24 protein-coding genes and 1 pseudogene are annotated in these 23,789 nt (G+C 37.9%); 12 read left to right on the top strand and 13 right to left on the bottom strand.

Translation table 11 applies throughout. The annotated features are described in order from the left end of the window. Position 1: 1 nt before the first annotated feature. Together PVK62_RS15975 and bolA are read right to left on the bottom strand one after the other, a co-directional pair. Positions 2-1,342, bottom strand: coding sequence for a Na(+)-translocating NADH-quinone reductase subunit A (locus PVK62_RS15975; protein WP_274445483.1), 1,341 nt, complete (start codon positions 1,340-1,342; stop codon positions 2-4). Positions 1,343-1,732: 390 nt separating this feature from the next. Then, the gene (bolA, locus tag PVK62_RS15970; protein ID WP_274445482.1) at positions 1,733-2,047 is read right to left on the bottom strand and encodes a transcriptional regulator BolA; all 315 of its coding nucleotides are present in this window, start codon (positions 2,045-2,047) and stop codon (positions 1,733-1,735) included. Positions 2,048-2,140: 93 nt separating this feature from the next. On the opposite strand from bolA, the gene PVK62_RS15965 reads away from it, so the two are divergent. From PVK62_RS15965 to PVK62_RS15935, 7 genes are all read left to right on the top strand, one after another. Then, positions 2,141-3,286: a methyltransferase gene (locus tag PVK62_RS15965; RefSeq protein ID WP_274445481.1), complete on the top strand. Its 1,146-nt coding sequence runs from the start codon at positions 2,141-2,143 to the stop codon at positions 3,284-3,286. 14 nt (positions 3,287-3,300) lie between these two features. Continuing rightward, positions 3,301-3,870, top strand: coding sequence for a YajG family lipoprotein (locus PVK62_RS15960; RefSeq protein WP_274445480.1), 570 nt, complete (start codon positions 3,301-3,303; stop codon positions 3,868-3,870). After that, a complete protein-coding gene (locus tag PVK62_RS15955; RefSeq protein ID WP_274445479.1) occupies positions 3,870-4,430 on the top strand; it encodes a peptidylprolyl isomerase in 561 nt (186 codons plus the stop codon). The genes PVK62_RS15960 and PVK62_RS15955 overlap by 1 nt, the downstream gene beginning before the upstream one ends. Positions 4,431-4,520: 90 nt before the next feature. After that, entirely contained in the window at positions 4,521-5,864 is a 1,344-nt protein-coding gene (locus PVK62_RS15950; protein WP_274445477.1) for an AmpG family muropeptide MFS transporter, read from the top strand. 283 nt (positions 5,865-6,147) lie between these two features. Continuing rightward, positions 6,148-6,957, top strand: a complete 810-nt coding sequence (locus tag PVK62_RS15945; RefSeq protein ID WP_274449486.1) for a nucleoside-specific channel-forming Tsx family protein — start codon at positions 6,148-6,150, stop codon at positions 6,955-6,957. A 107-nt stretch (positions 6,958-7,064) separates the two neighbouring features. Next, entirely contained in the window at positions 7,065-7,958 is an 894-nt protein-coding gene (panE, locus tag PVK62_RS15940) for a 2-dehydropantoate 2-reductase (RefSeq protein ID WP_274445419.1), read from the top strand. After that, complete coding sequence (locus PVK62_RS15935) at positions 7,955-8,545, top strand: DJ-1 family glyoxalase III (protein WP_122035817.1); 591 nt, start codon at positions 7,955-7,957, stop codon at positions 8,543-8,545. Before panE ends, PVK62_RS15935 begins: the two co-directional genes overlap by 4 nt. Before the next feature lie 62 nt (positions 8,546-8,607). Here PVK62_RS15935 and PVK62_RS15930 read toward each other — a convergent pair whose 3' ends face one another. After that, a complete protein-coding gene (locus PVK62_RS15930; RefSeq protein WP_274445420.1) occupies positions 8,608-9,513 on the bottom strand; it encodes a DMT family transporter in 906 nt (301 codons plus the stop codon). Between the two features lie 112 nt (positions 9,514-9,625). Between PVK62_RS15930 and PVK62_RS15925 the strand changes: the two genes are divergently transcribed. Further along, positions 9,626-10,558 (top strand): LysR family transcriptional regulator, encoded by a 933-nt coding sequence (locus PVK62_RS15925; RefSeq protein WP_274445421.1) that lies wholly within the window; start codon positions 9,626-9,628, stop codon positions 10,556-10,558. 47 nt (positions 10,559-10,605) lie between these two features. Here the strand turns inward: PVK62_RS15925 and thiI are convergent, their stop codons facing one another. From thiI to pomA, 3 genes are all read right to left on the bottom strand, one after another. Beyond that, positions 10,606-12,054: a tRNA uracil 4-sulfurtransferase ThiI gene (thiI, locus tag PVK62_RS15920; RefSeq protein ID WP_122035823.1), complete on the bottom strand. Its 1,449-nt coding sequence runs from the start codon at positions 12,052-12,054 to the stop codon at positions 10,606-10,608. Between the two features lie 142 nt (positions 12,055-12,196). Then, positions 12,197-13,126, bottom strand: a complete 930-nt coding sequence (locus tag PVK62_RS15915) for a flagellar motor protein MotB (RefSeq protein ID WP_274445422.1) — start codon at positions 13,124-13,126, stop codon at positions 12,197-12,199. A gap of 15 nt (positions 13,127-13,141) precedes the next feature. Next, a complete protein-coding gene (gene pomA / locus PVK62_RS15910; RefSeq protein WP_274445423.1) occupies positions 13,142-13,906 on the bottom strand; it encodes a flagellar motor protein PomA in 765 nt (254 codons plus the stop codon). Between the two features lie 275 nt (positions 13,907-14,181). Between pomA and xseB the strand changes: the two genes are divergently transcribed. The 3 genes from xseB to dxs are packed head-to-tail and all read left to right on the top strand — an operon-like array spanning position 14,182 to position 17,217. Further along, positions 14,182-14,424: an exodeoxyribonuclease VII small subunit gene (xseB, locus tag PVK62_RS15905; RefSeq protein ID WP_274445424.1), complete on the top strand. Its 243-nt coding sequence runs from the start codon at positions 14,182-14,184 to the stop codon at positions 14,422-14,424. Next, positions 14,417-15,313 (top strand): (2E,6E)-farnesyl diphosphate synthase, encoded by an 897-nt coding sequence (gene ispA, locus PVK62_RS15900; protein WP_274445425.1) that lies wholly within the window; start codon positions 14,417-14,419, stop codon positions 15,311-15,313. The genes xseB and ispA overlap by 8 nt, the downstream gene beginning before the upstream one ends. Before the next feature lie 20 nt (positions 15,314-15,333). Beyond that, the gene (dxs, locus tag PVK62_RS15895; protein ID WP_274445426.1) at positions 15,334-17,217 is read left to right on the top strand and encodes a 1-deoxy-D-xylulose-5-phosphate synthase; all 1,884 of its coding nucleotides are present in this window, start codon (positions 15,334-15,336) and stop codon (positions 17,215-17,217) included. 77 nt (positions 17,218-17,294) lie between these two features. Here the strand turns inward: dxs and PVK62_RS15890 are convergent. Further along, a pseudogene (locus PVK62_RS15890) lies at positions 17,295-17,390 on the bottom strand (antibiotic biosynthesis monooxygenase); the annotation flags it as partial. 116 nt (positions 17,391-17,506) lie between these two features. Here PVK62_RS15890 and PVK62_RS15885 point away from each other — a divergent pair. Beyond that, complete coding sequence (locus PVK62_RS15885; protein ID WP_274445427.1) at positions 17,507-17,782, top strand: hypothetical protein; 276 nt, start codon at positions 17,507-17,509, stop codon at positions 17,780-17,782. On the opposite strand, the gene PVK62_RS15880 is transcribed toward PVK62_RS15885, so the two are convergent. The 6 genes from PVK62_RS15880 to ribH all read right to left on the bottom strand — a co-directional run bounded on the left by PVK62_RS15880 (position 17,779) and on the right by ribH (position 23,651). Further along, entirely contained in the window at positions 17,779-20,007 is a 2,229-nt protein-coding gene (locus PVK62_RS15880) for a LuxQ periplasmic sensor domain-containing protein (protein WP_274445428.1), read from the bottom strand. The two genes, PVK62_RS15885 and PVK62_RS15880, sit on opposite strands and share 4 nt — an antisense overlap. After that, entirely contained in the window at positions 20,000-21,127 is a 1,128-nt protein-coding gene (locus PVK62_RS15875; RefSeq protein WP_274445429.1) for a substrate-binding domain-containing protein, read from the bottom strand. The genes PVK62_RS15880 and PVK62_RS15875 overlap by 8 nt, the downstream gene beginning before the upstream one ends. A 3-nt stretch (positions 21,128-21,130) precedes the next feature. Next, the gene (gene pgpA / locus PVK62_RS15870; RefSeq protein WP_274445430.1) at positions 21,131-21,634 is read right to left on the bottom strand and encodes a phosphatidylglycerophosphatase A; all 504 of its coding nucleotides are present in this window, start codon (positions 21,632-21,634) and stop codon (positions 21,131-21,133) included. Beyond that, positions 21,631-22,629, bottom strand: coding sequence for a thiamine-phosphate kinase (gene thiL / locus PVK62_RS15865; RefSeq protein WP_274445432.1), 999 nt, complete (start codon positions 22,627-22,629; stop codon positions 21,631-21,633). The genes pgpA and thiL overlap by 4 nt, the downstream gene beginning before the upstream one ends. 84 nt (positions 22,630-22,713) lie before the next feature. Further along, positions 22,714-23,181, bottom strand: a complete 468-nt coding sequence (nusB, locus tag PVK62_RS15860; RefSeq protein ID WP_274445433.1) for a transcription antitermination factor NusB — start codon at positions 23,179-23,181, stop codon at positions 22,714-22,716. Beyond that, positions 23,181-23,651, bottom strand: coding sequence for a 6,7-dimethyl-8-ribityllumazine synthase (gene ribH / locus PVK62_RS15855; RefSeq protein ID WP_005418092.1), 471 nt, complete (start codon positions 23,649-23,651; stop codon positions 23,181-23,183). The genes nusB and ribH overlap by 1 nt, the downstream gene beginning before the upstream one ends. Between the last annotated feature and the right edge of the window lie 138 nt (positions 23,652-23,789).

The following is a 23,789-nucleotide window of genomic DNA, read 5'->3' as shown; positions in this document are numbered from 1 at the left end:
ATTACCCTTCCTTCTCGATGGTATCCAAGATCTCACGAAGCATTGGACCATACTCATATTTACCAGGGCACACATATGTACATAGACCTAGATCATCTTCATCTAACTCTAAAGCACCTAAACGTGCTGCACTGTCAACATCACCAGCACAAAGATCACGTAATAACATTGTTGGTTCCATATCTAATGGCATTACACGTTCGTAATTACCGATTGGCACCATTGCACGATCACTACCGTTAGTAGTTGTCGTCATGTTAAATACTTGACCCGAGAATACATGGCTTAGGAAAGAACGAGTTACTGAGAACTTGTTTTTGCCAGGAACAGCCCAACCAAACAACTCTTTTTCACGCCCTTCACGAAGAACAGAAACCTGTTGATGGTAACGACCAAGATAAGCGTGAGGACCTGCTGCTTGAGTACCGTTAAGTACTGAGCCAGAGATAACACGAACTTCACCAGGCATCACTTCACTGTCAGTCAATTCAAGTAAGCTAGCACCAGTAATAGTACGAACTAAACGAGGATTATTTACTGCAGGACCAGCTAAAGATACGATTCTGTCTGAGTAAATTTCACCCGTTAAGAAAAGTTGACCAAATGCGATCACATCTTGGTAGCCAATGCTCCATGCTACGTTCTTTGTATCTACAGGATACAAGAAGTGCATGTGTGTACCAGCTAGACCTGCTGGATGCGGGCCATCGAATACATGTTCTTCAACATTCTTTTGAGAAGAGCGAGGTAAGCTACCGCCTTTTTTACATACGTACACTTTCTCACCTGTTAATACAGATAATAAGTCTAAGCCTGCAACAAAAGCCTCTTCTTGTTGGTTAATGATCACTTCTGCATCAGCTGCTAAAGGATTCGTATCCATAGCAGTAACAAAGATAGCCTTTGTTGCAGAGTCGATCGCTGGAACCTTGCTGAACGGACGAGTACGTAATGCAGTCCATGCACCAGAATCAACCAATTGTGTTTTAATCGTTTCACGATCAAGAGACACTAGTTCATTCGCTGCATAGCTATTAAAAGTAACCTGCTCTTCGCCTTCAACTGCAATTACTACAGATTGAAGTACGCGCTTCGCACCACGGTTAATTTCAATAACCTTACCACTTACTGGAGCAGTAAAAATAACACCAGGATTCTTTTTATCAGCAAAAAGAATCTGACCTTTTTTTACTACATCTTCCACACGGACATGCATCGTTGGACGCATACCAATGTACTCTTCGCCAAGCAAGGCGACTTTAGTGATGGATTTACCATCATTAATCACCTGAGTTGGAGCTCCTGCAATAGGAAGATCCAAACCCTTTTTTATTGTAATCATACGCACTTGCACTAATTTAATTGGGAAAAAGGATTCTATATAAGACACGACATTGCTAATGTATACAACCTTAAGGGCGCACCCAGAGATCGCAACAACTTAGCAATATGCTTTTTACATAAACACGAAAAAGCTATTTTAAGGCGAAAGATTCTATCATTTTTTATGGTGTACATGCCATGTTCAATGACCAGATTCACATAAATTTTTGCGCTTCATTGTGAGAAATCATTGAAATGGTTTAAACATTTTAGATCCAGCGCACATTTATTGTCCAAAATTAAAAAATACCACCTTAGTAGCAACGACATCCACTTTCGCCTATATTTTAACAACCTACGGTAATATGTATTTATTTTATGTTAAAAGTTAACTATATTACTTTCATTGTTAACCTTTGTTAACGCCCATGCAATCTGGAGAGTTAGGTACCAGCTCTGTATCTAATGCTTGCCACTCAGTCTCTGAATAGGTGTGTATTGCTAGCGCATGAATATGATTGGCCAACTCATCGGCTAAGATACTATTAATGGTGCGATGGCGAGAAAGTAGGCGCTCCCCTTCAAAATCATCGCTGACTACAATCACTTTAAAATGGCTTTCAGCGCCCTCAGGTACATTGTGCATATAACTCTCATTAAGCACTTTTAAGTATGATGGAGATAACTCTGTGCGTAATTTTTGTTCTATTTGATGCTGAATCATATAAATCCCTTCTTTATTTCAATTATTCTGTTTCCACTTTATACACCATTTGCGACAATAGCCAGAAGCCTTCCCTATTGAAGAATCTAAATTATGAAAACCGAATTATCTTTGTTTGATCGAAGCTTGAATTTACAGCGTTACCCAAAACGTGCTCAAGAATTATTACAAGCTTGGGATGCTGGTGATGAATACATCATTAAGCATGTAGAAGAACTAAACTTAGAAGATGGCAAAAACATCCTTATCCTAAACGATAACTTTGGTGCTTTATCTTGTTGGTTCTCTGAAAAGCATAACGTAACGATGATGACAGATTCCTTTGTTGCTCAACGTGGCACCTTAAAAAATCTACAACGTAATCATTGCAATCGCGTACAGTTGATTACGGCAACAGAAGAGATGCCTCAAGGTTTCGATCTTGTCTTAATGCAAATCCCAAAAAACAATCGCATGTTAACTTGGCAATTACAACAACTTCGCCAATCAATGACCGCTGAGTGTCCGGTTATTGCCGTTAATAAAGCCAAAGAAATTCATAGTTCAACACTGGAGCTCTTTGAAGATTTCTTAGGTGAAACAAAAACGTCTTTAGCTTGGAAGAAGCATCGTTTAGTTTTCTCTAATGCCAATGCAACTAATCCAGCAACCATTGCGGAGGCCGTATGTTGGAGTGTCGATAATGAAGAGATAGACCTACTAAACTACCCTAATGTTTACTCAGGCGAACGCTTGGACCAAGGTGCTCGTTTTATGCTTGAGCATATTCCAGTAGATCCTGAACTACGTCATATTATTGACTTAGGCTGTGGCAATGGCGTTCTTAGTGTTAAAGCTGCTCAACTAAACCCAGAAGCACGCATTACTTGTGTTGATGAAAGTTTCATGGCCGTCGAGTCTGCTCGTCGTAACTTAGAAGTGAACCTAGGGAAAGAACGTCAATTCCAATTCATCGCTAACAACTGTTTGGATGGATTTAAGAAACACAGCAGTTATTTAGTGTTGTGTAATCCTCCTTTTCATCAAGGCCAAGCGATTACGGATCATATTGCATGGCAAATGTTTTGTGATGCTAAGCACATCTTATGTAAAGAAGGGAAATTATTAGTTATTGGAAACCGTCATCTTGATTATGATGATAAATTATGTCGCTTGTTCGGTGAAGAAAACGTCACCACTATTGCTAGCAATTCAAAATTCGTTATTTTAGAAGCTGTAAAAGCTGAGAAATCAAAATAAAAAAGGATATACCAATGAAAAAGGCCATTATTGCCCTTTCTGCTCTATTTTTAGCTGCGTGTAGTACTCCTTCTGAACCACAGTTGGATATCCAACTTGTTGCTTCATCAAATGCACATCAAATCGTTAATGGTACAAAGTTAACTCTAGATAGCAGTGACTTACGTACAGCACAATACGTTGCTGTGATTGATAATGGACGCCAAAACGTTCAGCCTATTCATGCGAAACAAAATTTAAGAGTTACGCTTGAAGATGCATTATCAGCACAGTTAGAAGAACAAGGTTTCATCATTACCGTTGATAGCGATAACACACTGCGTTTAGACATCATTGAAGCATTAGTAAGTGTTCAACATTCATTAATGAGCAATGAAATGAAAACCCAAGTAAAACTACAAATTACAGCAGAAACACCACAAGGTAAGTTTGTAAAAACGTACAATGGCGTATCTGAAAAAACAGGCTCTATGAGTGCTGACAATCAAGCAATTGAAGGTGTACTTAACGATCTTCTAAATGCAGTGCTAGATAAAATTGCTGTTGACGAAGAATTACAAACTTACATTAAAGGTAACTTTTAATGATGAAATGGACTTCTAAAGCAGCATTATTGATTGCAACACTTGGTTTTACTCAAGCGGCACTGGCTGAATCAGTACAATTTGAAACCACATTAGGTAACTTCACAATTGAACTTAATTCAGAAAAAGCGCCACTTTCTGTTGCTAACTTTATTCGTTACGTTGAAGATGGCAGCTATGTCGGAACTCAATTCCACCGAGTTATCCCTGGCTTTATGGCACAAGGTGGTGGTTTTGATAAAGATATGCAAAAAAAATCAAGTTATGCCCCAATCAAAAATGAAGGTTATAACGGGTTAGGAAATAACACCGCGACTGTTGCTATGGCTCGTACCAATAATCCGGATTCAGCAACTCGTCAGTTTTATATCAACCTTAATAACAATGGTTTCTTAAACGCGAGTCAACGCCCACCAGGTTATGCTGTTTTTGGTAAAGTAACCCAAGGCTTTGATGTCATTCAAGAGATGGCAACAAAACCAACAAAAGCATTACCTAATGGGATGCGTGATATCCCTGTAGAACCGATTATCATAACTAAAGCAACATTGATTAAATAATTTAGTTACTATTGATTCTATTTCATTATCAAAGCAGCTTACGAGCTGCTTTGTTTTTTCTCATATAAATATAAAAACCAGGAGCGTTTCATGTCTCAATCCATGCAATGGAAATCAGCGATAAAAAGCTACATGGATAAGCGTCTACTTTGGGTTTTCATGCTTGGTTGCTCTAGTGGTTTTCCATGGGTACTGATCGGTTCTAATATGTCTGGTTGGCTGAAAGACGCAGGCTTAACTCGTGCGGCGATTGGTTACTTTGGCTCTGTATTCGCAGTATATGCGATCAACTTTATGTGGGCGCCTCTCGTTGACCGAGTAAAACTCCCATTTTTAGGTAATAAATTAGGTCAACGCCGTAGTTGGATTTTTCTTTGCCAAGCTATTGTCCTATTTTGTACCTTGCAGATTGCAGGATTAGACCCATCAAATAACTTGGCATTAACCTCAATGTTTGCTCTTGCGATTGCGACAGCATCAGCGACACAAGATGTAGCAATCGATGCTTTCCGTATTGATACCTTTCCAAAATCAGAATCAACCAAAATGCCACAAGCCTCGGCAATGGCTGTTATTGGTTGGTGGACGGGCTATTCATTACCCGGTTATTTAGCTTTTGTTAATGCGGATAGTATTGGTTGGAATGGCGTTTATTATGGCATGGCTGGTATTGTGGGCCTACTAATGGTCTTTACCTTACTTGTTGGCGAGCCAAAAACCAAACGTGATGAACTACAACATGAGGCAGAAGAGCGCCATAATAAAGTTGTGGGATCTAAAGTCGCAGCTTGGTTTACGGTAACCATTATTGAACCGTTCTATGATTTCTTTAACCGTAATGGCGTAAAAACAGCTTGTACATTATTACTCTTTGTTTTTCTCTTTAAAATTGGTGAAGCCTTCTTGGGCAGAATGTCGATCACCTTCTATAAAGAAATAGGGTTCAGTAATGAACAGATTGGTTACTACTCAAAATTAATCGGTTGGGGAGCGACAGTCTTCTTTACTTTATTAGGTAGTTTGATCAACGTTCGTTTTGGTGTCATTAAAGGTCTAATGATCGGTGGCGTTGCTATGGCTGCAAGTAATTTAATGTTTGCACTCATTGCTAATGTTGGTCCTAATGAACATTTATTCTTAGCCACTATTATTGTAGATAACTTTACAACGGCCTTCTCTACCGTTGCCTTTGTTTCATTCCTTACCATATTAACGGGTGAAGCTTTCTCTGCGACTCAATATGCATTACTTGCTTCATTAGGTAATTTAGGGCGAACGACCTTGGCCTCATTCAGTGGAGAATTAGCTGACTATCTAAACAGTTGGCCATTATTTTTTATATTGACCGCGGTAATGGTTATTCCAAGTTTAGTGATGTTAGTTATGCTTAAAGGGCATTTCAAAGCCCTACTTGATAAAGCTCAAGGTTCTTAAACGCTCTATATAAATAACAATTATGCAACCAAAGCCTCCGTTTTTCGGGGGCTTTTTTGTTTGTGTTCACAATTTACTGTCAGAGCAATGTCAACTAAGTGATGGAGATCACTTTACTTTTATGGTTCATTTTATAAACGCGATCAAGATCTACATATAACATAATCCTTACATTGTTTGCATTTAAAAAGGTGAACTTTATCTATATTATGTGCGCATCTTAAAACCAGTACTCAATCTACTGGCCTATTATTTTAGTAATACTAACTATAGAGATGCCATTATGCGTAAATCCCTTTTAGCTCTATCTGTTCTTGCTACTCTTTCTGCTCCGACCTTTGCTGCTGATTACAGCGATGGTGATATTCATAAGAATGATTTTAAGTTCATGCAGTTTAACTTAATGGCTGCTATTGATGAGAAAGGTGCAGGTCCAGAGTCAACTCATGATTATCTTGAGATGGAATTTGGTGGCCGCTCAGGAATTTTTGACCTTTACGGTTACGTTGATGTGTTTAATCTGACTTCAGATCCAGGCAGCGATAAAGACGGCGCTGAGAAAATGTTCATGAAGTTTGCTCCACGTATGTCTCTTGATGGTCTAACAGGTAAAGATTTATCTTTCGGCCCTGTTCAAGAACTTTATCTTGCTACATTAATGGAGTGGGGTGGAAACTCTGGTGTTAATACTCAAAAAGTTGGCCTTGGTTCTGATATCATGGTTCCATGGTTAGGTAAAGTTGGCCTAAATTTCTACGGTACTTACGATTCTAACCAAAAAGATTGGAACGGCTACCAAGTATCGGCTAACTGGTTCAAACCTTTCCACTTCTTTGATAATGGCTCATTTATTTCTTACCAAGGTAACATTGATTACCAATTTGGAATGGAAGATGATGCTGGTTACCAATCAAGTAACGGTGGTGCAATGTTTAATGGTATCTACTGGCACTCAAATCAATTTGCTGTAGGTTACGGTCTTAAACTTTATAACAATGTTTACGGCTTTAATGATGGTGAAGCTCTACCATGGGCACCTGTAGCTGACTCTTCAGGCGTTGGTCATTACGTAGCTGTTACTTACAAATTCTAATTTAGCTTAGAATATTAATTTTACTAAGGCGCTCATCATGAGCGCCTTTGTTTTTTCTAATAAACCTATTACACTTCTCTCATTATTTCTTCTATCTGGATTTATCTGTGAATATCACTGTTCTTGGTCCCGGCTCAGTAGGCTCCTTATGGGCGTGTTATCTACAAAAAGCAGGACACAATGTCTCTTTATGGACAAGAAATTCCATTCCTTGTGAGCTTTCTCTTGCTTTGAATGCAAAAGAAAATTCTTCACACTCTTTTTCCTGTAATGATAAAGAATCACTCTCTCAGTGTGATCTCCTTTTTATTACTGTTAAAGCATGGCAGGTAGAAAACGCACTACTCCCTTTACTGCCATTATTATCACAAGAAACTATATTACTCTTTATGCATAATGGCATGGGGGCGATTGATGCAATAAAAGAGCACATTAATCACCATCCAGTATTACAAGCCACCACTACACATGGTGCATTAAAAGAGAACAATCACACCGTAAAACACACAGGCTTGGGTCATACCGTTATTGGTCCATTCAACTCATTGGGTAATCAATGCCAATTTATCCAAGAGGTGCTTACTCATAGCTTACCAAGTATTGAGTGGAACCCTGAAATTAAGGTCGCATTATGGAAAAAGCTTGCCATTAACTGTGCGATTAATCCACTAACTGCAATTCATCAATGTCAAAATGGGCACTTAGTACACTCTGATATTCATAAAGATGTCATTCGTATTTGCAGTGAAGTACAACAAGTATTACAACAAGAAGATGTCGAGTGGACAGAAACAGAGCTAGTTTCAATCGTAAACCAAGTAATATCAGCGACCTCTGAAAACTACTCCTCAATGAATCGTGATTGCTTTTATCAACGAAAAACGGAAATAGATAATATTACTGGCTATCTATTACAAAAAGCGGAGCAGCATGGTATTTCAGCACCAATTAATCAAACGTTATATAATCAAATAAAACAATTAGAAGAGAACATACTATGACAGCAAAAATTCTCGTATGCCTTGCTCCTGGAACAGAAGAGCTAGAAGCGATTACCGTGATAGATATTCTAGAGCGCGCTAAATTTGATGTAACAATTGCTAGCACCGCTTTTGATGGTGCATTAACCATGAAAGCAGCACAACGTGTCACTCTTACTGCTGATGTCAAATTGGTTGAAGTTGCGGATGAAGAATTTGATTGTATCGTGCTTCCCGGCGGTCTTAAAGGTGCAGAAAACTTCAGAGATAGCACTCTTCTTATCGAAATGTTAAAACAACAAAAATACGATGAGAAATGGGTTGCGGCTATTTGTGCAGCACCAGCAGTGGTACTTCAGCATCACAATTTATACCCTGATGCTCGCATGACTTGCTACCCGAGCTTTATGAATACTATCCCAAAAGATAATCTACGTATTAAACGTGTATTTACTGATGTGTTAAATCACTTAATTACTAGCCAAGGTCCAGGCTCTGCACTTGAATTTGCAATGGAAATCGTCACCTTGCTGGGTGGTAAAGAGCTAACAGCAAAGTTAGCGGCTGATTTAGTGACATTACCAAACTTAAATTATCACCAAATCTAGTAAAGCTATCTTAATGATCCAATGCCAAATCACATTGGCATTGGTATTTTCGCCCCTAAAAACTATGCCTTTGCTTCTTGCCTCGTCACTATAAATGTTGCAATGAAAATAAGACTCGCCCCAAGAACTTGAATAGAAGTAAAGCTTTCACTTAACCATAAAAAAGCAAACAGAGCACCGAATATTGGTTCACTTCCCATTAAGATCGATACTTTCGTTGGCGACATCTTCTTTACACTATAATTTTGAGCATAAAAAGCAAACACGGTACAAAAAAAGACAAGATAGATCGCTAATAACCAAAAAGATAAATCAAGTGGTATCAAATTAACCCATTCAAAACCATGAATCGATAAAAGCAATATGATAGAAAAAATCGATACTACACTTGATTGAACGCTTGTCACCATAACCGGATCAACGTCTTTATCAACCATCACCTTTTTAGTAAAGACAACCATAACCCCTCTCAACAAGGCAGCCATTAACATTAAGATATCGCCCTTATTTATATTAATTTGATGAGTATTAATATTTGTCAGTAAAAATACCCCAATAACAGAGATAATAGACAAGAATAATAACTTTTTCGTCGGCTTATTTTTATTTACCAGCAACTCAACAAATGGCGTAAACACAACAAATAAACTAATAAGAAAGGCTGCATTAGAAGCGGTAGTGTTTTTTATTCCGTAGGTTTCACAAACAAAGATTAAAAACAAAACAACACCTGTTGGAAGAACTGATTTCCAATGCGCTATATTTTTTCGATAAATAACAATTGGCAATAAAACAAGTGTTGTCATAACAAATCTAATGACTAAAAAAAACAATACACTAGTAAATACTAATGCTTCTTTTGCAACTCCATAGCTTGTTCCCCAAAAAATAGCGACAAGTAATAACATTATTGGTGGCAGATATTGATTAACAGATAGCTCTCGTCCTCTTTCTATACACCTTTCCATGACTCTTCTCTTCTTCCTTGTGAGATAACATAAATCACATCCTTATTTGCACCAAGATACCTCAAGCTGATAAGTTAAATAATCCCTACATAAATCAAATCTTTTGTGACTCATGGACATAAATAAACTCGTCACCTTATTACCAGACATGGCCGCCTTTGTAACCGTGGTTGAGTCAGAAAGCTTTAGTAAAGCTGCGCAAGTTCTTGATATGACCCCATCAGGAGTAAGCCGCCAGGTTTCTCGGCTTGAAAAGGCTCTACAACTCACATTATTAGAAAGAACAACAAGAAAACAGACCTTAACTATCGCAGGACAAGAAACGTATAATTACTGTAAGAACATCGTTGATAATGCTCAAGAAGTGGTTAACATTTCAGATAAAAGCTGTAATAACATAGAAGGGCTGTTAAGAGTTTCAACACCAAAAGCACTTGGAAACCAAGTATTACAACCTCTTTTTCTACAGTTTATTGAGCTATACCCAAACATAAAACTGAAAATAAAAGTGACCGATCAGTCTTGTGATCCCATCAATGATAATTTGGATGTGATATTTAATTTAACCAATCAGCCAGAAGAAAATTTAATCGCGAAGCCATTGGCTAAGATTGACCTTGTTCTTTGTGCAACACCTACATACTTACAAACACATGGTATCCCTAAACATCCTTCGGAATTAGATAAACATCAATGCTTATCCCTTGGAGAGACGCAACACGATAACGAGTGGAGATTTAAACAAGGTTCAGAGCATTATCGAATCAAAGTTGATGGACGCTTTGTGGTTAATCATACTGAAATGCGATTGGATGCGGTCATGCACAATCTTGGGATTGGTGTTTTTCCTAGCTTTGTTGTTCAAGAAAAGCTAAAACAAGGGTTATTACTCGAGGTTCTATCTCACTGGGAAATACAAGGCAATTATCACGGTGATATTATGATGCAGTTTTTAAGAAGTAAGCATATGCCTAATCGATTAAGAGTATTCATTGATTTCATGGTTCAACAATTTGAAACTATAAGAATAAAAAAAGAGAGCTAATTACTCAGCTCTCTTCATTTCATTCTATAATGCTAAAGTCCCATGGGTTATGGACGGTAAACTTTTACATTCTTATAGCCATTGTCGATTAGCAATAATGCTTGAAGACGGCTCATTACACCGCGATCACAGTATAAAAGGTATTCTTTAGATTGGTCTAAATCACCAAATTGGGTCGCAATCTTAAAGAAAGGCAAATGCTTAACTTCTACACCATCAATTTCTAATGGGTTTTCGTCTTCTTCTTCCGCACTACGAATATCTAAAACAACAACATTTGAGCCTAACTCAGAGACCATTTCAACTTCAGGCGCTTGTTCTTGGCTTTCCGTTTCAATTGCACGAATATCCATTACGCGAGCATCATAAACCACTTGCTCAAGAATAGAGAAATCAAACTTAGCTTCTTCTTTTTCTAACTTGAATTTTTCAGCTTTGATGGTTGGTTTTTTAGAAATAACACCACAATACTCAGGCATCGTTTTAGCAAAATCTTCTGTACCAATTTCACGAGCTACATTAATGATATCTTCTTTATCCCAGTTGATTAGCGGACGAAGGATCAAGGTATCTGTTACATTATCAATATGGCGTAAGTTAGTCAGTGTTTGGCTTGATACTTGACCTAGCGCTTCACCAGTCACCAAACCTTGGATACCTAATTTCTCAGCAACCATGCCACCTGCACGCATAAACATACGCTTTAAGATAACACCCATTTGGCCATCATCTACTTTCTCTAGGATCTCAGCAACAACAGGTTCAAAATCAACAGCAATGAATTTTACTTTTGCTGATGAACCGTATTTTTTCCATAAGAAATGAGAAACTTGTTTAACACCAATTTCGTGAGCAGGGCCACCTAGGTTAAAGAACATGTAATGTACTTTTGAACCACGTTTGATATGCAAGTAACTTGAAACACCCGAGTCAAAGCCACCAGAGATCAAGCTTAATACATCTTCTTGAGTACCTAGAGGAAAACCACCAAGTCCTTTATGACGAGCAATCACTAAGTTCAGTTTTTCATTCTCAACTTCAAACTTAACTGTGACTTCTGGATTTTTTAATCGTACTTTTGCTGATTCAACCGCTTGGTTTAAACCGCCACCAACATAACGCTCTAATTCAATAGAGGTAAATTCATGTGTACCACGACGTTTAACTCGCACACAGAACGTTTTACCTTCAATGATCTCACGATTCATCTCTAAACATTGTTCATAGATATCATGCATATCCGCAAAAGCACTCTGCTTAACTTCTAGTACATGGTGAATGCCTGGAGTATGAGTAACAGCCGTAAGTACTTCATTACGGTATGTACCATCAAGACCTGAAACTTCAATGTAATCACGACGGTTAATCACTTCAACGCCTTTTGTTTCGCGTTTAATGATACTGCGTAGATTCGTTTCAAGAATACGAATAAAACGCTTACGTACTGAATCACTTTTAACAAAAACTTCTGGATGTGGCTTAACGATAAACTTCATATATAGGCTTCACTGGTGTGGAATAACAATCAAAAGGTTAGACTAAATGGATTTAAGACCTAATCTAAGGCGCAAGATTATACCGAAAAAAAAGGAGAGTTGCTAATTCAACTCTCCTTTCATCATTTACTTAAACTATCTCTTATTTCTGTCCGCTTGGCACTTCATCACTTTCATGCGCTTTGCCTTGCATGATACTGATCTCAACTCGACGGTTACGAGCTCGTTGAGCCGATGTTTTATTCGGTCCTAATGGCTCTGTTGATGCCATACCTCGAACTCGTAAGCGGTCACTATCAAACCCTTTAACACGTAACATTTCATGACCAACAGAAACAGCACGTTGAGCAGATAAATCCCAATTCGAACGATATAATTCCGAATCTAATGGTTGACTATCAGTATGACCAGAAACTCGAATAATACCTGGCACATCTTTTACTAACTCAGCAATTTGACGAATAAGTGGGCGAAATTTCGGTTGTAAGAAAGCCGAACCTGCAGGGAATGCACCTTTTTCACGAATTCTAATCACCAGTTGCTGACCTAAATTCTCGACTTCTAAGGCACCATCATCAATTTCACGTTCTAGTGCTTTCTTAATCGTTTCTTCTAATTCTTGCTGTGTCTGGCTTTGACTTTCTGACTCAGACTCACTCTGAGAATTAGTCTGCGTCGAGGTTGAGGATGACTCCCCACCCGTTTGCTTGCCAGCATCACGTTTTGCCCCACCAGCACGATCAGATTCTCCATCATGAAAATCTAACGTTTTCTGAGGAATATCGATCGTTTGTTGCATGATCACTTCAATTGGTGTCGGCTCAGGGCGACCCGGTCGAAACTCTTGTGCAATAACACTGGTACCTTTTGGTATGTCTTTTACTTCAAGTACATTTTGAACACCAAAAGCAAACTTCATCGAGCCAGCAATTTGTTTAAACTTCAATACGTCCATTTCAGAGAAAGAAAGTAATAGTACGAAGAAACACATTAACAAAGTTGCTAAGTCAGCAAATGTTGCCATCCATAAAGGGGCACCAGGAGGACATTTACACTTATCTTCATCTTCCATTGCTAGCTCCTAGTTTTATTCTTCGCCAGTATCAACAACACGCTTTTTCTCATTTAAGTAATTACGTAAATAACTATCAATAACACGTGGGTTCTGACCATCTTGAATAGCTAAAATACCATCAAGGATCAAACGTCGATTTAACTTCTCTTGTTCTTTACGTAATTCCAATTTATGCGCAATAGGGAATGCGATCATATTTGAGATAACAGAACCATATAATGTTGTTAGAAGTGCAACGGCCATTGCAGGCCCAATCGATTTAGGATCGTCCATGTTTGATAACATACCTACCAAACCGATAAGCGTACCAATCATACCCATTGCCGGTGCTACATCACCAAACGCGTTAAATACACCAACCCCACGCTCATGACGTTCGTTCGTCAGCGCAATGTCTTTTTGTAAGGTTGCTTTAACGACTTCGGCATCATGTCCATCAACCAATAAATCAATGCCTTTTTGCATAAATGAATTACTAATTTCTTTTTCTTCTAATGCTAAAAATCCGCCTTTACGAGCTGCATCGGCCATTTCAACGATCGTCACAATTAAATCAACTGGCTCGTCCGTTTTAAACATAAATGCTTTTGCGGCAATTTTACCTGCGCCAAAAAATTGGCCTACCGTAAATTTCATCAACACAACGAAGACAGAACCTCCCATTACGATCAGTACTGATGTTGTGTCCATAAAAATGGCTAGGCCTCCGGCTAATACCATTGCCATTACAATAAATGCAAAACTACCAACTAAGCCTATTAATGTTGCTAAATCCACAGAGCGCTCCCCATCTTGCTTCTTGTGTTTATTGATAATGAGCTAAGCAAAAACTAAGCCATAAATATCATCACTTTTTTGCCGCTTCTTTCTTATCGGCCAAAGACATCAATGGTTTAATTTTTTATTAAAAAAAACATCCCCACCAATAGATTGTTTAAAAATTAGCCCCTATTAAGTAAATTTTACTTTTATGTATCACTTTCTCACCACTTCAATTGACCCGCTACCTTCTCTGAGTTACCTTTCTTGGATCATTTTAAGAGTGAATCATTATGGCTGTAAAAAAACCGGAAAATTTATCATTTGAAGCGGCAATAGAAGAACTGGATTCTGTCGTAAACCAACTAGAAAGCGGCGATCTGCCTCTTGAAGATGCCCTAAAGAAATTTGAGCGCGGCATTTCACTGGCAAGAGCAGGCCAAGAGAAACTCACTCATGCCGAGCAACGTGTCGATATTCTTTTGCAAGCTGATGATAATACGGAACTAACTCCTTTTGATGCCAATCATGACTGATTCACTTAAACAACAATTACCAATTTTTCAACAACGTAACATTGAACATCTGCATCAATGGCTTGGAAAAATTGCGATTCAACAGCAGCCACTTACTGAAGCGATGAAATATGCGTTATTACTAGGTGGTAAACGAGCACGACCTTACCTTGTCTATATCACGGCAAAAATGTTAGGTATCAATGCCGAACACGCTGATGCTGCCGCTGCTGCGGTAGAGTGTATTCACTCGTACTCATTAATTCATGATGACTTGCCGGCAATGGATAATGACGATCTACGCCGTGGTCATGCGACATGTCATATTAAATTTGATGAAGCGACGGCTATTCTTGCTGGTGATGCATTACAAACCTTAGCTTTTGAGATCCTTGCTAATGGTGATCTCGCAGCAGAAGCTGAGTCATCTCGAATTGATATGATCCGTGTGTTATCAAAAGCCTCTGGTGCTTCTGGTATGTGTATGGGTCAATCTCTTGATTTACAAGCAGAAGGAAAACGAGTTGACCTTGCATTTTTAGAACAAATTCATGCCCATAAAACAGGAGCATTAATAAAGAGTGCTATTCAGTTAGGTGCTTTGTGTGCTGGTGAAAAAGGTAAACAAATCCTTCCACAACTTGAAAAATACGCCGACGCTATTGGTTTAGCTTTTCAAGTTCAAGATGATATCTTAGATATCATTAGCGACACAGAAACACTCGGAAAACCACAAGGTTCTGATCTAGAATTAGAGAAGAGTACTTATCCAGCCTTATTAGGTCTCGAAGGTGCTCAACAAAAAGCTGAACAATTATACCAAACAGCAATTGATGCATTGAATGATATCCCTTACAACACGGATGCAATGCAAGCGTTCGCCCAATACGTCATTGCGCGTAAAAACTAAAACAGATAAGCGCTAATACTATGTCACTAGATATTTCAAAATACCCGATACTGGCTTTGGCAAATACGCCTGATGAATTACGCTCTTTACCAAAAGAAAGTCTGCCTACTTTATGTGATGAGTTACGTACTTATCTCTTAAATTCCGTAAGTAAATCTAGCGGTCACTTAGCATCAGGACTTGGTGTCGTTGAACTTACCGTTGCTTTGCACTATGTCTATAATACGCCTTTTGATCAGTTAATTTGGGATGTTGGCCACCAGGCTTACCCACATAAAATACTGACTGGTCGTCGTGAAAGGCTATCGACTATACGCCAAAAAGATGGATTACACCCCTTCCCATGGCGTGATGAGAGTGAATATGACGTTCTCTCTGTCGGCCACTCATCGACATCAATCAGTGCAGCGTTAGGTTTAGCCATCTGTGCTGAAAAAGAACAAGCAAACCGCAAGGTCGTTAGCGTTATTGGTGATGGTGCAATCACTGCAGGTATGGCATTTGAAGCCTTAAACCACGCAGGTGATATTCACCCAGATATGTTAGTTGTTTTAAATGACAACGAGATGTCCATTTCAGAAAATGTCGGCGCTCTAAATAATCAACTTGCTCGCGTATTATCAGGCAGCTTATACACCTCTATTCGTGAAGGTGGCAAAAAAGTTCTTTCTGGTACACCTACGATTAAAGAGCTACTTAAACGTACTGAAGAGCACCTAAAAGGCATGGTCGTTCCTGGTACTATGTTTGAAGAGCTAGGTTTTAATTATATTGGTCCTGTCGACGGACATGATGTTAACGAGCTCGTTCGTACCCTTAAAAATATGCGTAACCTTAAAGGGCCGCAGTTTTTACACATCATGACCAAGAAAGGAAAAGGCTACGAGCCTGCTGAAAAAGATCCGATCAGCTACCATGGTGTTCCAAAATTTGATCCAAAAAACAGCTCATTACCTAAATCGTCTGGCGGTAAACCAACTTTCTCAAACATCTTTGGTGATTTCCTTTGCGATATGGCAAAAGAAGATGGCAAGCTGATGGCCATTACCCCTGCGATGCGTGAAGGTTCCGGTATGGTTCGCTTTTCAAAAGAATATCCAAGCCAATACTTTGATGCTGCCATTGCTGAGCAGCATGCAGTGACACTAGCAAGTGGTATGGCTATCGCAGGCTATAACCCTATCGTTGCTATCTACTCAACGTTTTTACAACGAGGTTATGATCAATTAATTCATGACGTTGCGATCATGGATTTACCCGTGATGTTTGCGATTGACCGTGCAGGTTTAGTTGGTGCCGATGGCCAAACACATCAAGGGGCTTTTGATATCAGCTTTATGCGCTGTATTCCCAATATGGTTATCATGACGCCAAGTGATGAAAATGAATGCCGTCAAATGCTATACACTGGCCATAAACATACTGGGCCAAGTGCCGTTCGTTATCCAAGAGGCAGCGCAACTGGTGTTGATGTTGATCAAACAATGCAAGCGCTAGAAATTGGTAAAGGCCGTCTACTTCGTGAAACTAAAATCACAGAAAAAGGAGAACGTGTTGCTATTTTAAACTTTGGCACTTTCTTAGAAAATAGCCTTGTAGCGGCTGAAAAATTGAATGCGACTGTTGCAGATATGCGCTTTGCAAAACCACTCGATGAGGCCCTACTATGCGAATTAGTAACGAGTCACGATGTATTAGTTACTATTGAAGAAAATGCAATTTCAGGTGGTGCTGGTTCGGGTGTGATTGAGTTCTTGATGAAGAACCGCTTAATTAAACCAGTTCTACAATTAGGTTTACCTGATGAGTTCATTGCTCAAGGAACACAAGAAGAAATGCACATCGAACTTGGATTAGATGCGCAAGGTATTGAAAAACAGATCAGAGACTATCTGGATCTTTAAATAATCCTTATCTAATTTTCAGTGAGACATAAAAAATGCCACAACTCTGTGGCATTTTTTATATATAGCTAAACGGCAATACATTGCTGATCAAAAAACGGCTTAATCTCTTCACGTTGACAATGCGCTTCAAATGCAGCGTTGTCAGCCCAGATATTATTAACTGCAATAGGAAGACCGTAAATAATGCATCTAATTTCCCTTCTTAGACTTAAGCTTTCCTTGTGTTATTGACTGTAGTTCGTTTATCTTTCATTATCTCCATACGCTAAATTGTATGGTCAACATAATGAAATCAGACGTAGATAAGATGCTTAATAAACACCACCAACTTACGCACAGTGTCGATGTTAAAGTAACATCTCATACTCAGCGTGATATTGGACATTGGATACAACATACCATCATGATTGAAAACTGTACTGTTCCATTCAAATTTAATCGAACAAAACCCTACCAATCGCTCAAAGGCGCAAAAGTAAACCTTACTTATTACCCAAGTACAGAAATCCTAGCGGGTTTTGAAATAGAAATCATGAAAGTGGTTCGAATTAAACGCAGTTAATTTCTACACTGAAGCTTATAAAAAACTAAAGCATCTAAAATAGACTTTTCTTTTATTGGCTTCGTAATAACATAATTAGCTCCAGCCATTAAAAACGCCTCATTAGACTCTTTCAATACATCGGCCGTATAAGCATAAATAGGTATATTCAATTTTAATACATTCCGAATGTGTTTTGTCGCCTCAATACCACTCATTCCTGGCATCTGATTATCCATAAGAATAAGATCAAACGACCTCTCTAAGAGTTGATTAATACCATTCTGAGCAGAAACTTGCCACTCCACATTTAAGCCATATTTTTGGCAATAAGCCTTCGCAATATAAGCATTAGACTTATTATCTTCAATCAAAAGTACATTTAAACCGGTTGGCAATAAAGATTCGTAAGTACTACCTTGGCTCTCAATGCTTGTATCTACTGTTTCAATAACAGCAACAGGGACTTGAACATAAAATATAGAGCCTCCACCAGGTTCACTTTGAACTTTAATTTTCCCATTCAATAAATCCAACAGCTGTTTTACAATAGCTAACCCTAGTCCACTACCACCAACTCGTCTTATTTCTGTTGATTCAACTTGAATAAAGGGCTCAAATATTAACGTTTTTTCCTTTTGGCCCATACCTATACCGGTATCTGCCACATCAATATAAAGGATAATTTTATCATTCTTTGTTTTTAAAGAAAGCGTCAATTTAACGTTACCAGACTCAGTGAACTTAACAGCATTACTTAATAGGTTGAATAATATTTGAGTTAGTCTAACTTGATCTGAATTGATTAATGCATTTTCATCAATCTTATTATGAATAATAAAATCGATTCCCTTTTCAGTACAAAGAGGCGTATATATTGCGTTAATTGTTTCTAACACATCACTCAATTTAAATGGTTCGCACGATATATTCAGTTTATCTTGCTCTATTTGAGAAAAATCGAGAATATCATTTAAGACAGCCAGAAGGTGCTCTCCCCCCTGATGTAATATCTTAATTTGCTTCTCTTGCTCAAAAGTTAAATGACTTTGCTTTAATAAACTAGAAATACCCAAAATACCATTTAATGGTGTACGTATTTCATGACTCATTCTGGCTAAAAAATCAGACTTAACTTGAGTTAACTTCTCAGCTGCCGCTTGTGCCTTATAGCTTTCTTTTTTTGCTTCAATAAGTTCTGCAAAAGTTTCTTCAAGCTTACTTCCTATATTATCAAACTCCATAATACCACTACCTTGATATTTAGTACTGGTATCACTTTTAGAAACCTCATTGGTATATCTAAGTAACGAATTTAAGGCGAGTAATATTTTATACTCAAACAAGCCTCTAATTAAAACAGCCAGAGCAATAAGTACAAAAAATGATAATATAACGCTATATATAAACCGTTGTTCTAACTTATCAATATTATCCCTATTTTTAAGAGATACAATAGATAATGTTCCATTTAGAGATTCGATTTTTATTTTCGTTGTGTTTAGTATTTTATTTGGTAACCGTAAAGAGGGATTAGATATTATTTCTTTTATCTCATTATAGTCTTCTGCATCTTTCTTAATACTTGATGAAATGATTCTGCTACCATTAACAATAAGAATACCCTGGCTATTACTAATATTTTTCAAATCATGCATGAGAGAAATGTTATTATTTAACATGGCAGCATTATATAAATACCCCCTCACTTTCCCTGTCTTTGAAAAAACTATCGGTGTCTTTCTGATTAAGATATGAGCTTGTGGTACTGCTTTACCCACCATAATATAATACCAAGTGTTTATATTAATATTTTTATCAATAACCTCCTGAAGGTTACTTTCTTCTAGGCCAAGAAATAAGTTGTTTTTATCATCCCAATAAAGAATATTATCTATTTCAATAAATCGAAAATCAGGAGAATTATAAGGTGATTTAGATTCAATATCTAAAAAGTAACGTTCTAAACTGAATATTTGATCTTGCTTTTCATCATCTTGAAGTCCCAAACTACCAGCATCCGTATCTTGCCTTATTTGCAAAATAGAGAGTCTATGATTTAAATAATTTGTAATTAGGTTAGATGTTTGTTGTAAGTTTCTTTTTACTTCTTCATTAATAGTATTAATGCTTAACTGGTAAGTATGTATTGTTATACCTACCGTCAAGATAGAAAATATAATAAAAATAGCACGAAAGATGAGATCCGCTAATGAAGCTTTTTTTAAGATACTTCCTTTATTCATTCTCTAAATCTACACCAGAATAGCGAAATGCTTTTTCTTTTAATCGCTGAAGCTCTTCTGGTAACGTTTCCGATGTTACCACTTCAAAATCACCTGAGAATATAATCGGTACTTGCCTGCCTTCAAGATCCAGTTTGATAGCCTCTGCCATCGCAACTCCCGTATCATCATTCATGCGCATGACCGTAGCCTCTAATTCCCCATTTTCTATCGCTGTTAACTCTAGAGAACCACCTCCCCAGCCATTAACGATAGGTTTACCCTTTACGTTTTTCTTTAGTGCTTCGACGGCACCTAAAGCAATATCGGTTGAAGAAGCGTAGATAAAATCAATATCACAATGATTACTTATAATACTCTTTGTCGTATTAAAAGCGCTCTCTTTTGTAGATTCAGTATAGAAAGAAGACGTTAATGTGTACTTATTATTGTCCATTGATTGAACAAACACATCACCTCTCGCAGTACTTAGATAGCCATATGAATAATATAACATCGCATATTTAGCACCTTCAGGAAATTTATTCTGAAAATATTTAGCTAATAATTTAGTACCGATAACATGGTCAAAACCAACATATAATAGCGGTTGGTTGCCATGCCACGATTTCACTGGTGTTGTAATATTTTGTAAAATGATTTTTGTGTCTGGACTTTGAATCACGTGTTCAATGAACTTGCGATGGCGAGTGGTATTTAACGTAAAGATTAAATAGTCGGTTTTTTTCTCAATAGCATCATACAATGAACGGCTTTGCTGTTTAAAATCAACATTAAGTCGAGTTGAAACAGGCGTTAGTTCATAGCTTATATTCAATGCCTTCAAACGAGATTCGAAGGCAATTAAATTACGTTTCCAATAATCAGAAGCTTGTTCATCAGGGTAAATAAATGAAATTTTCACTAGTTTTTCTTGCTTTAACGCTAAGGGAACTGGATCTTTTTTCACCATGCTCTTTAGAGAGTCAATGACCTTTCTTTCTTCTGGGTATTTCTCAAGATATTCATTGTAATCCCAATAACCGACTAAAACAGGATCTGAAAATACCGTTTTTGAATAACTAAAAAAAGTAGCCAACACTAAGAATAAAGAGCAAAGTTTTGCCCTGAATTTATACATTGTTTATAACCAACCAGAATATTTACCAACAGCCCAAAGGCTAATTAGAGCCATAAACCCAGCGACAATATCATCAAGCATAATGCCAAAGCCGCCATGAACTTTGCTATCTAGCCATCCAATTGGCCAAGGTTTTACCATGTCGAAAAATCGAAATAAGATAAACCCTGTAAGTAACCATTTCCAGTCAGTTACTGATAAGTTTAAATAAGGCACAATACTCATTGTGATCCATAACCCTACAAATTCATCCCAAACAATAGAGCCATGATCATGAACTTTCATATCAGATGAGGTTATGTCACAAATTTTAATTCCCACAATTGCAGAGACAATCACAGCAACAACAAAAAGATAAAAAGGCAATTGAGCAAGCAATAAATAGAATGGTATTGCAGCTAATGTCCCCATCGTTCCCGGAATTATCGGCGCTAAACCACTACCAAATCCAGTTGCCAGTAAATGCCACGGGTTTTTTAAGCTAATTAATGCTAGAGGGTTTGTCATACATTACTCCTGAAATGATCATAGCCAAGTAGCGTCCAGTCTAGTTTGCTCATTTGTTTATGCAATTGTACACTATCCTGTATATTGGTAAATGGCTCATCAACTATTTTACCAATTATACTAACGTTATGATTTAAAAGAGTAGTTATTTGTTTAATTGCTTCCCGATTCTCTTTCGGAGCAGTGAAACAAAGTTCATACTCTTCCCCACTCGTTAGTGCTGTTTTCTCGCATCTCTCTCGATTTCCAGAAAAATACTGCATTAACTCATCAGAAATGGGTAACTGATCCACATCAATATATGCTCTCACATTGGATTGTTTCAGTATATGGGCAAGATCTGAGATGAGGCCATCAGATATATCAAGCGCTGAATGACATAAATGGCGTAAGCGTTGAGCTAATTCAACTTTTGGGGTTGAGTAATAATGTCGGTATTCTAACTCTAGTTCAAGTTCAGTTTTTATCTGCTTAGATGTATTTAATAACACTTCAAGACCAGCAGCACTGTCACCTAAAAGCCCAGTAACATAGATATCATCCCCGACTTTTGCCCCTTTACGAGTTAACGCTTCTCCTTTTGGAAGAATACCTTGCACCGTTATCGTAATGCTCAATGGGCCTTTTGTCGTATCACCACCAATAAGTTGGACATCATGTTGTTTGGCCAAACTAAAGAAACCTTCGCAAAAACCATTAAGCCATTCTTCATCTGGCTCTGGTAATGTTAGTGCCAGAGAAACCCATGTCGGCTTAGCCCCCATAGCAGCAATGTCACTAAGGTTCGATGCTAGCGCTTTATAACCAACACTTATCGGATTTGCTGTCGCTAAGAAGTGGGTTCCTGCCACTAACGTATCTGTTGTAATAGCTATTTGATGATTTTCAGGTACTGACACTAATGCACAGTCATCACCAATACCAAGATCTACATCTTCTCTGGTGAGATTTCCATGTACAAAGAACTTATCAATTAAATTAAATTCACTACTCATAGTATATAAAATGCTGTTTTTTAGTTATAAAAAAGGCCAGCGATTAGGCTGACCTTTACTATTTATTAGTATGCTAAATCCAACTTACTTTTTACGTAATGTTGGAGCCGCTTTATCTAATACACCATTTACAAATTTGTGGCTATCTTCTGCTGCGAATATTTTTGCAAGTTCAATCGCTTCATTGATAACAACTTTGTAAGGTACATCGTCACGATTCATCATTTCATAGATAGACATACGTAACAACGCAAGCTCCATCTGATCAAGATCTTGAAGTGGACGAGATAAGTATGGACGCATTTTACCGTCTAACTTAATGTGGTTAAGAGCTACACCAGAGAAAAGATCGCGAAAATACGCTACATCTGTATCTGGAGCTTGTAGCTTAGGCTCTTTTGCATGATGCTCTTCTTCATCATACTTATCTGCAGTTAAAAACTGCTCTTCAATATCAGCAACATTTTCTTTGCTTAATTGCCATGAATAAATTGCTTGAAGCGCAAATTGACGTGCATTACGACGTGCGGCTGGTTTCACACTAACCCCCATTAGGATTCGATTTGAGACAGAACATTAATCATTTCGAGTGCGCTTAGTGCAGCCTCTGCCCCTTTATTACCAGCCTTGGTACCGGCGCGCTCGATTGCTTGATCGATAGTATCTACAGTCAGAACACCAAATGCCACTGGAATGCTATATTCCAGAGATACTTGTGCTAGACCCTTATTACATTCACTACATACATAGTCAAAATGTGGTGTACCACCACGAATAACAGAACCCAATGAAACAATTGCATCATATTTTGCTGTTTTAGCTACTCGTTGAGCAACTAACGGTAATTCTACGGCGCCAGGGCAGCGAACAACTGTGATGTTTTCTTCAGATACTTGACCAAAACGCTTTAGAGTATCGATAGCGCCTGAAAGTAGACTTTCATTAATAAAGCTATTAAAGCGAGAAATGACAATTGCAATTTTCGCATTAGGAGCAGCAACGCCGCCTTCAATTACGTTCATAAGCCTTCCTGTATCTATATTATTCCAATTAAACTGAGTAACTATTTTCAACTACGTATTCATAGTGAGAATCGCCGGATTCTATCACAGCTTTGTGACAAATATCTAATTATTTGGCCTCTAATTACACAATTGAGC

Source organism: Aliivibrio sp. S3MY1 (genome assembly GCF_028765575.1).
In the GTDB taxonomy this organism is placed as follows: domain Bacteria; phylum Pseudomonadota; class Gammaproteobacteria; order Enterobacterales; family Vibrionaceae; genus Aliivibrio.
The sequence above is the reverse complement of the archived record's forward strand: the minus strand, read 5'-3'. Positions and strand labels throughout refer to the sequence as shown.

Bases quoted from the DNA above. Each gene is read 5' to 3' on its own strand.
- xseB (WP_274445424.1), top strand. From the start codon at position 14,182: ATGGCTGTAAAAAAACCGGAAAATTTATCATTTGAAGCGGCAATAGAA.
- PVK62_RS15885 (WP_274445427.1), top strand. From the start codon at position 17,507: ATGAAATCAGACGTAGATAAGATGCTTAATAAACACCACCAACTTACG.
- PVK62_RS15875 (WP_274445429.1), bottom strand. From the start codon at position 21,127: ATGTATAAATTCAGGGCAAAACTTTGCTCTTTATTCTTAGTGTTGGCT.
- PVK62_RS15960 (WP_274445480.1), top strand. From the start codon at position 3,301: ATGAAAAAGGCCATTATTGCCCTTTCTGCTCTATTTTTAGCTGCGTGT.
- nusB (WP_274445433.1), bottom strand. From the start codon at position 23,181: ATGGGGGTTAGTGTGAAACCAGCCGCACGTCGTAATGCACGTCAATTT.
- PVK62_RS15950 (WP_274445477.1), top strand. From the start codon at position 4,521: ATGTCTCAATCCATGCAATGGAAATCAGCGATAAAAAGCTACATGGAT.
- ribH (WP_005418092.1), bottom strand. From the start codon at position 23,651: ATGAACGTAATTGAAGGCGGCGTTGCTGCTCCTAATGCGAAAATTGCA.
- PVK62_RS15880 (WP_274445428.1), bottom strand. From the start codon at position 20,007: ATGAATAAAGGAAGTATCTTAAAAAAAGCTTCATTAGCGGATCTCATC.
- dxs (WP_274445426.1), top strand. From the start codon at position 15,334: ATGTCACTAGATATTTCAAAATACCCGATACTGGCTTTGGCAAATACG.
- PVK62_RS15925 (WP_274445421.1), top strand. From the start codon at position 9,626: ATGGACATAAATAAACTCGTCACCTTATTACCAGACATGGCCGCCTTT.
- PVK62_RS15975 (WP_274445483.1), bottom strand. From the start codon at position 1,342: ATGATTACAATAAAAAAGGGTTTGGATCTTCCTATTGCAGGAGCTCCA.
- PVK62_RS15915 (WP_274445422.1), bottom strand. From the start codon at position 13,126: ATGGAAGATGAAGATAAGTGTAAATGTCCTCCTGGTGCCCCTTTATGG.
- PVK62_RS15965 (WP_274445481.1), top strand. From the start codon at position 2,141: ATGAAAACCGAATTATCTTTGTTTGATCGAAGCTTGAATTTACAGCGT.
- ispA (WP_274445425.1), top strand. From the start codon at position 14,417: ATGACTGATTCACTTAAACAACAATTACCAATTTTTCAACAACGTAAC.
- bolA (WP_274445482.1), bottom strand. From the start codon at position 2,047: ATGATTCAGCATCAAATAGAACAAAAATTACGCACAGAGTTATCTCCA.
- thiI (WP_122035823.1), bottom strand. From the start codon at position 12,054: ATGAAGTTTATCGTTAAGCCACATCCAGAAGTTTTTGTTAAAAGTGAT.
- PVK62_RS15945 (WP_274449486.1), top strand. From the start codon at position 6,148: ATGCGTAAATCCCTTTTAGCTCTATCTGTTCTTGCTACTCTTTCTGCT.
- pgpA (WP_274445430.1), bottom strand. From the start codon at position 21,634: ATGACAAACCCTCTAGCATTAATTAGCTTAAAAAACCCGTGGCATTTA.
- PVK62_RS15935 (WP_122035817.1), top strand. From the start codon at position 7,955: ATGACAGCAAAAATTCTCGTATGCCTTGCTCCTGGAACAGAAGAGCTA.
- PVK62_RS15930 (WP_274445420.1), bottom strand. From the start codon at position 9,513: ATGGAAAGGTGTATAGAAAGAGGACGAGAGCTATCTGTTAATCAATAT.
- thiL (WP_274445432.1), bottom strand. From the start codon at position 22,629: ATGAGTAGTGAATTTAATTTAATTGATAAGTTCTTTGTACATGGAAAT.
- PVK62_RS15955 (WP_274445479.1), top strand. From the start codon at position 3,870: ATGATGAAATGGACTTCTAAAGCAGCATTATTGATTGCAACACTTGGT.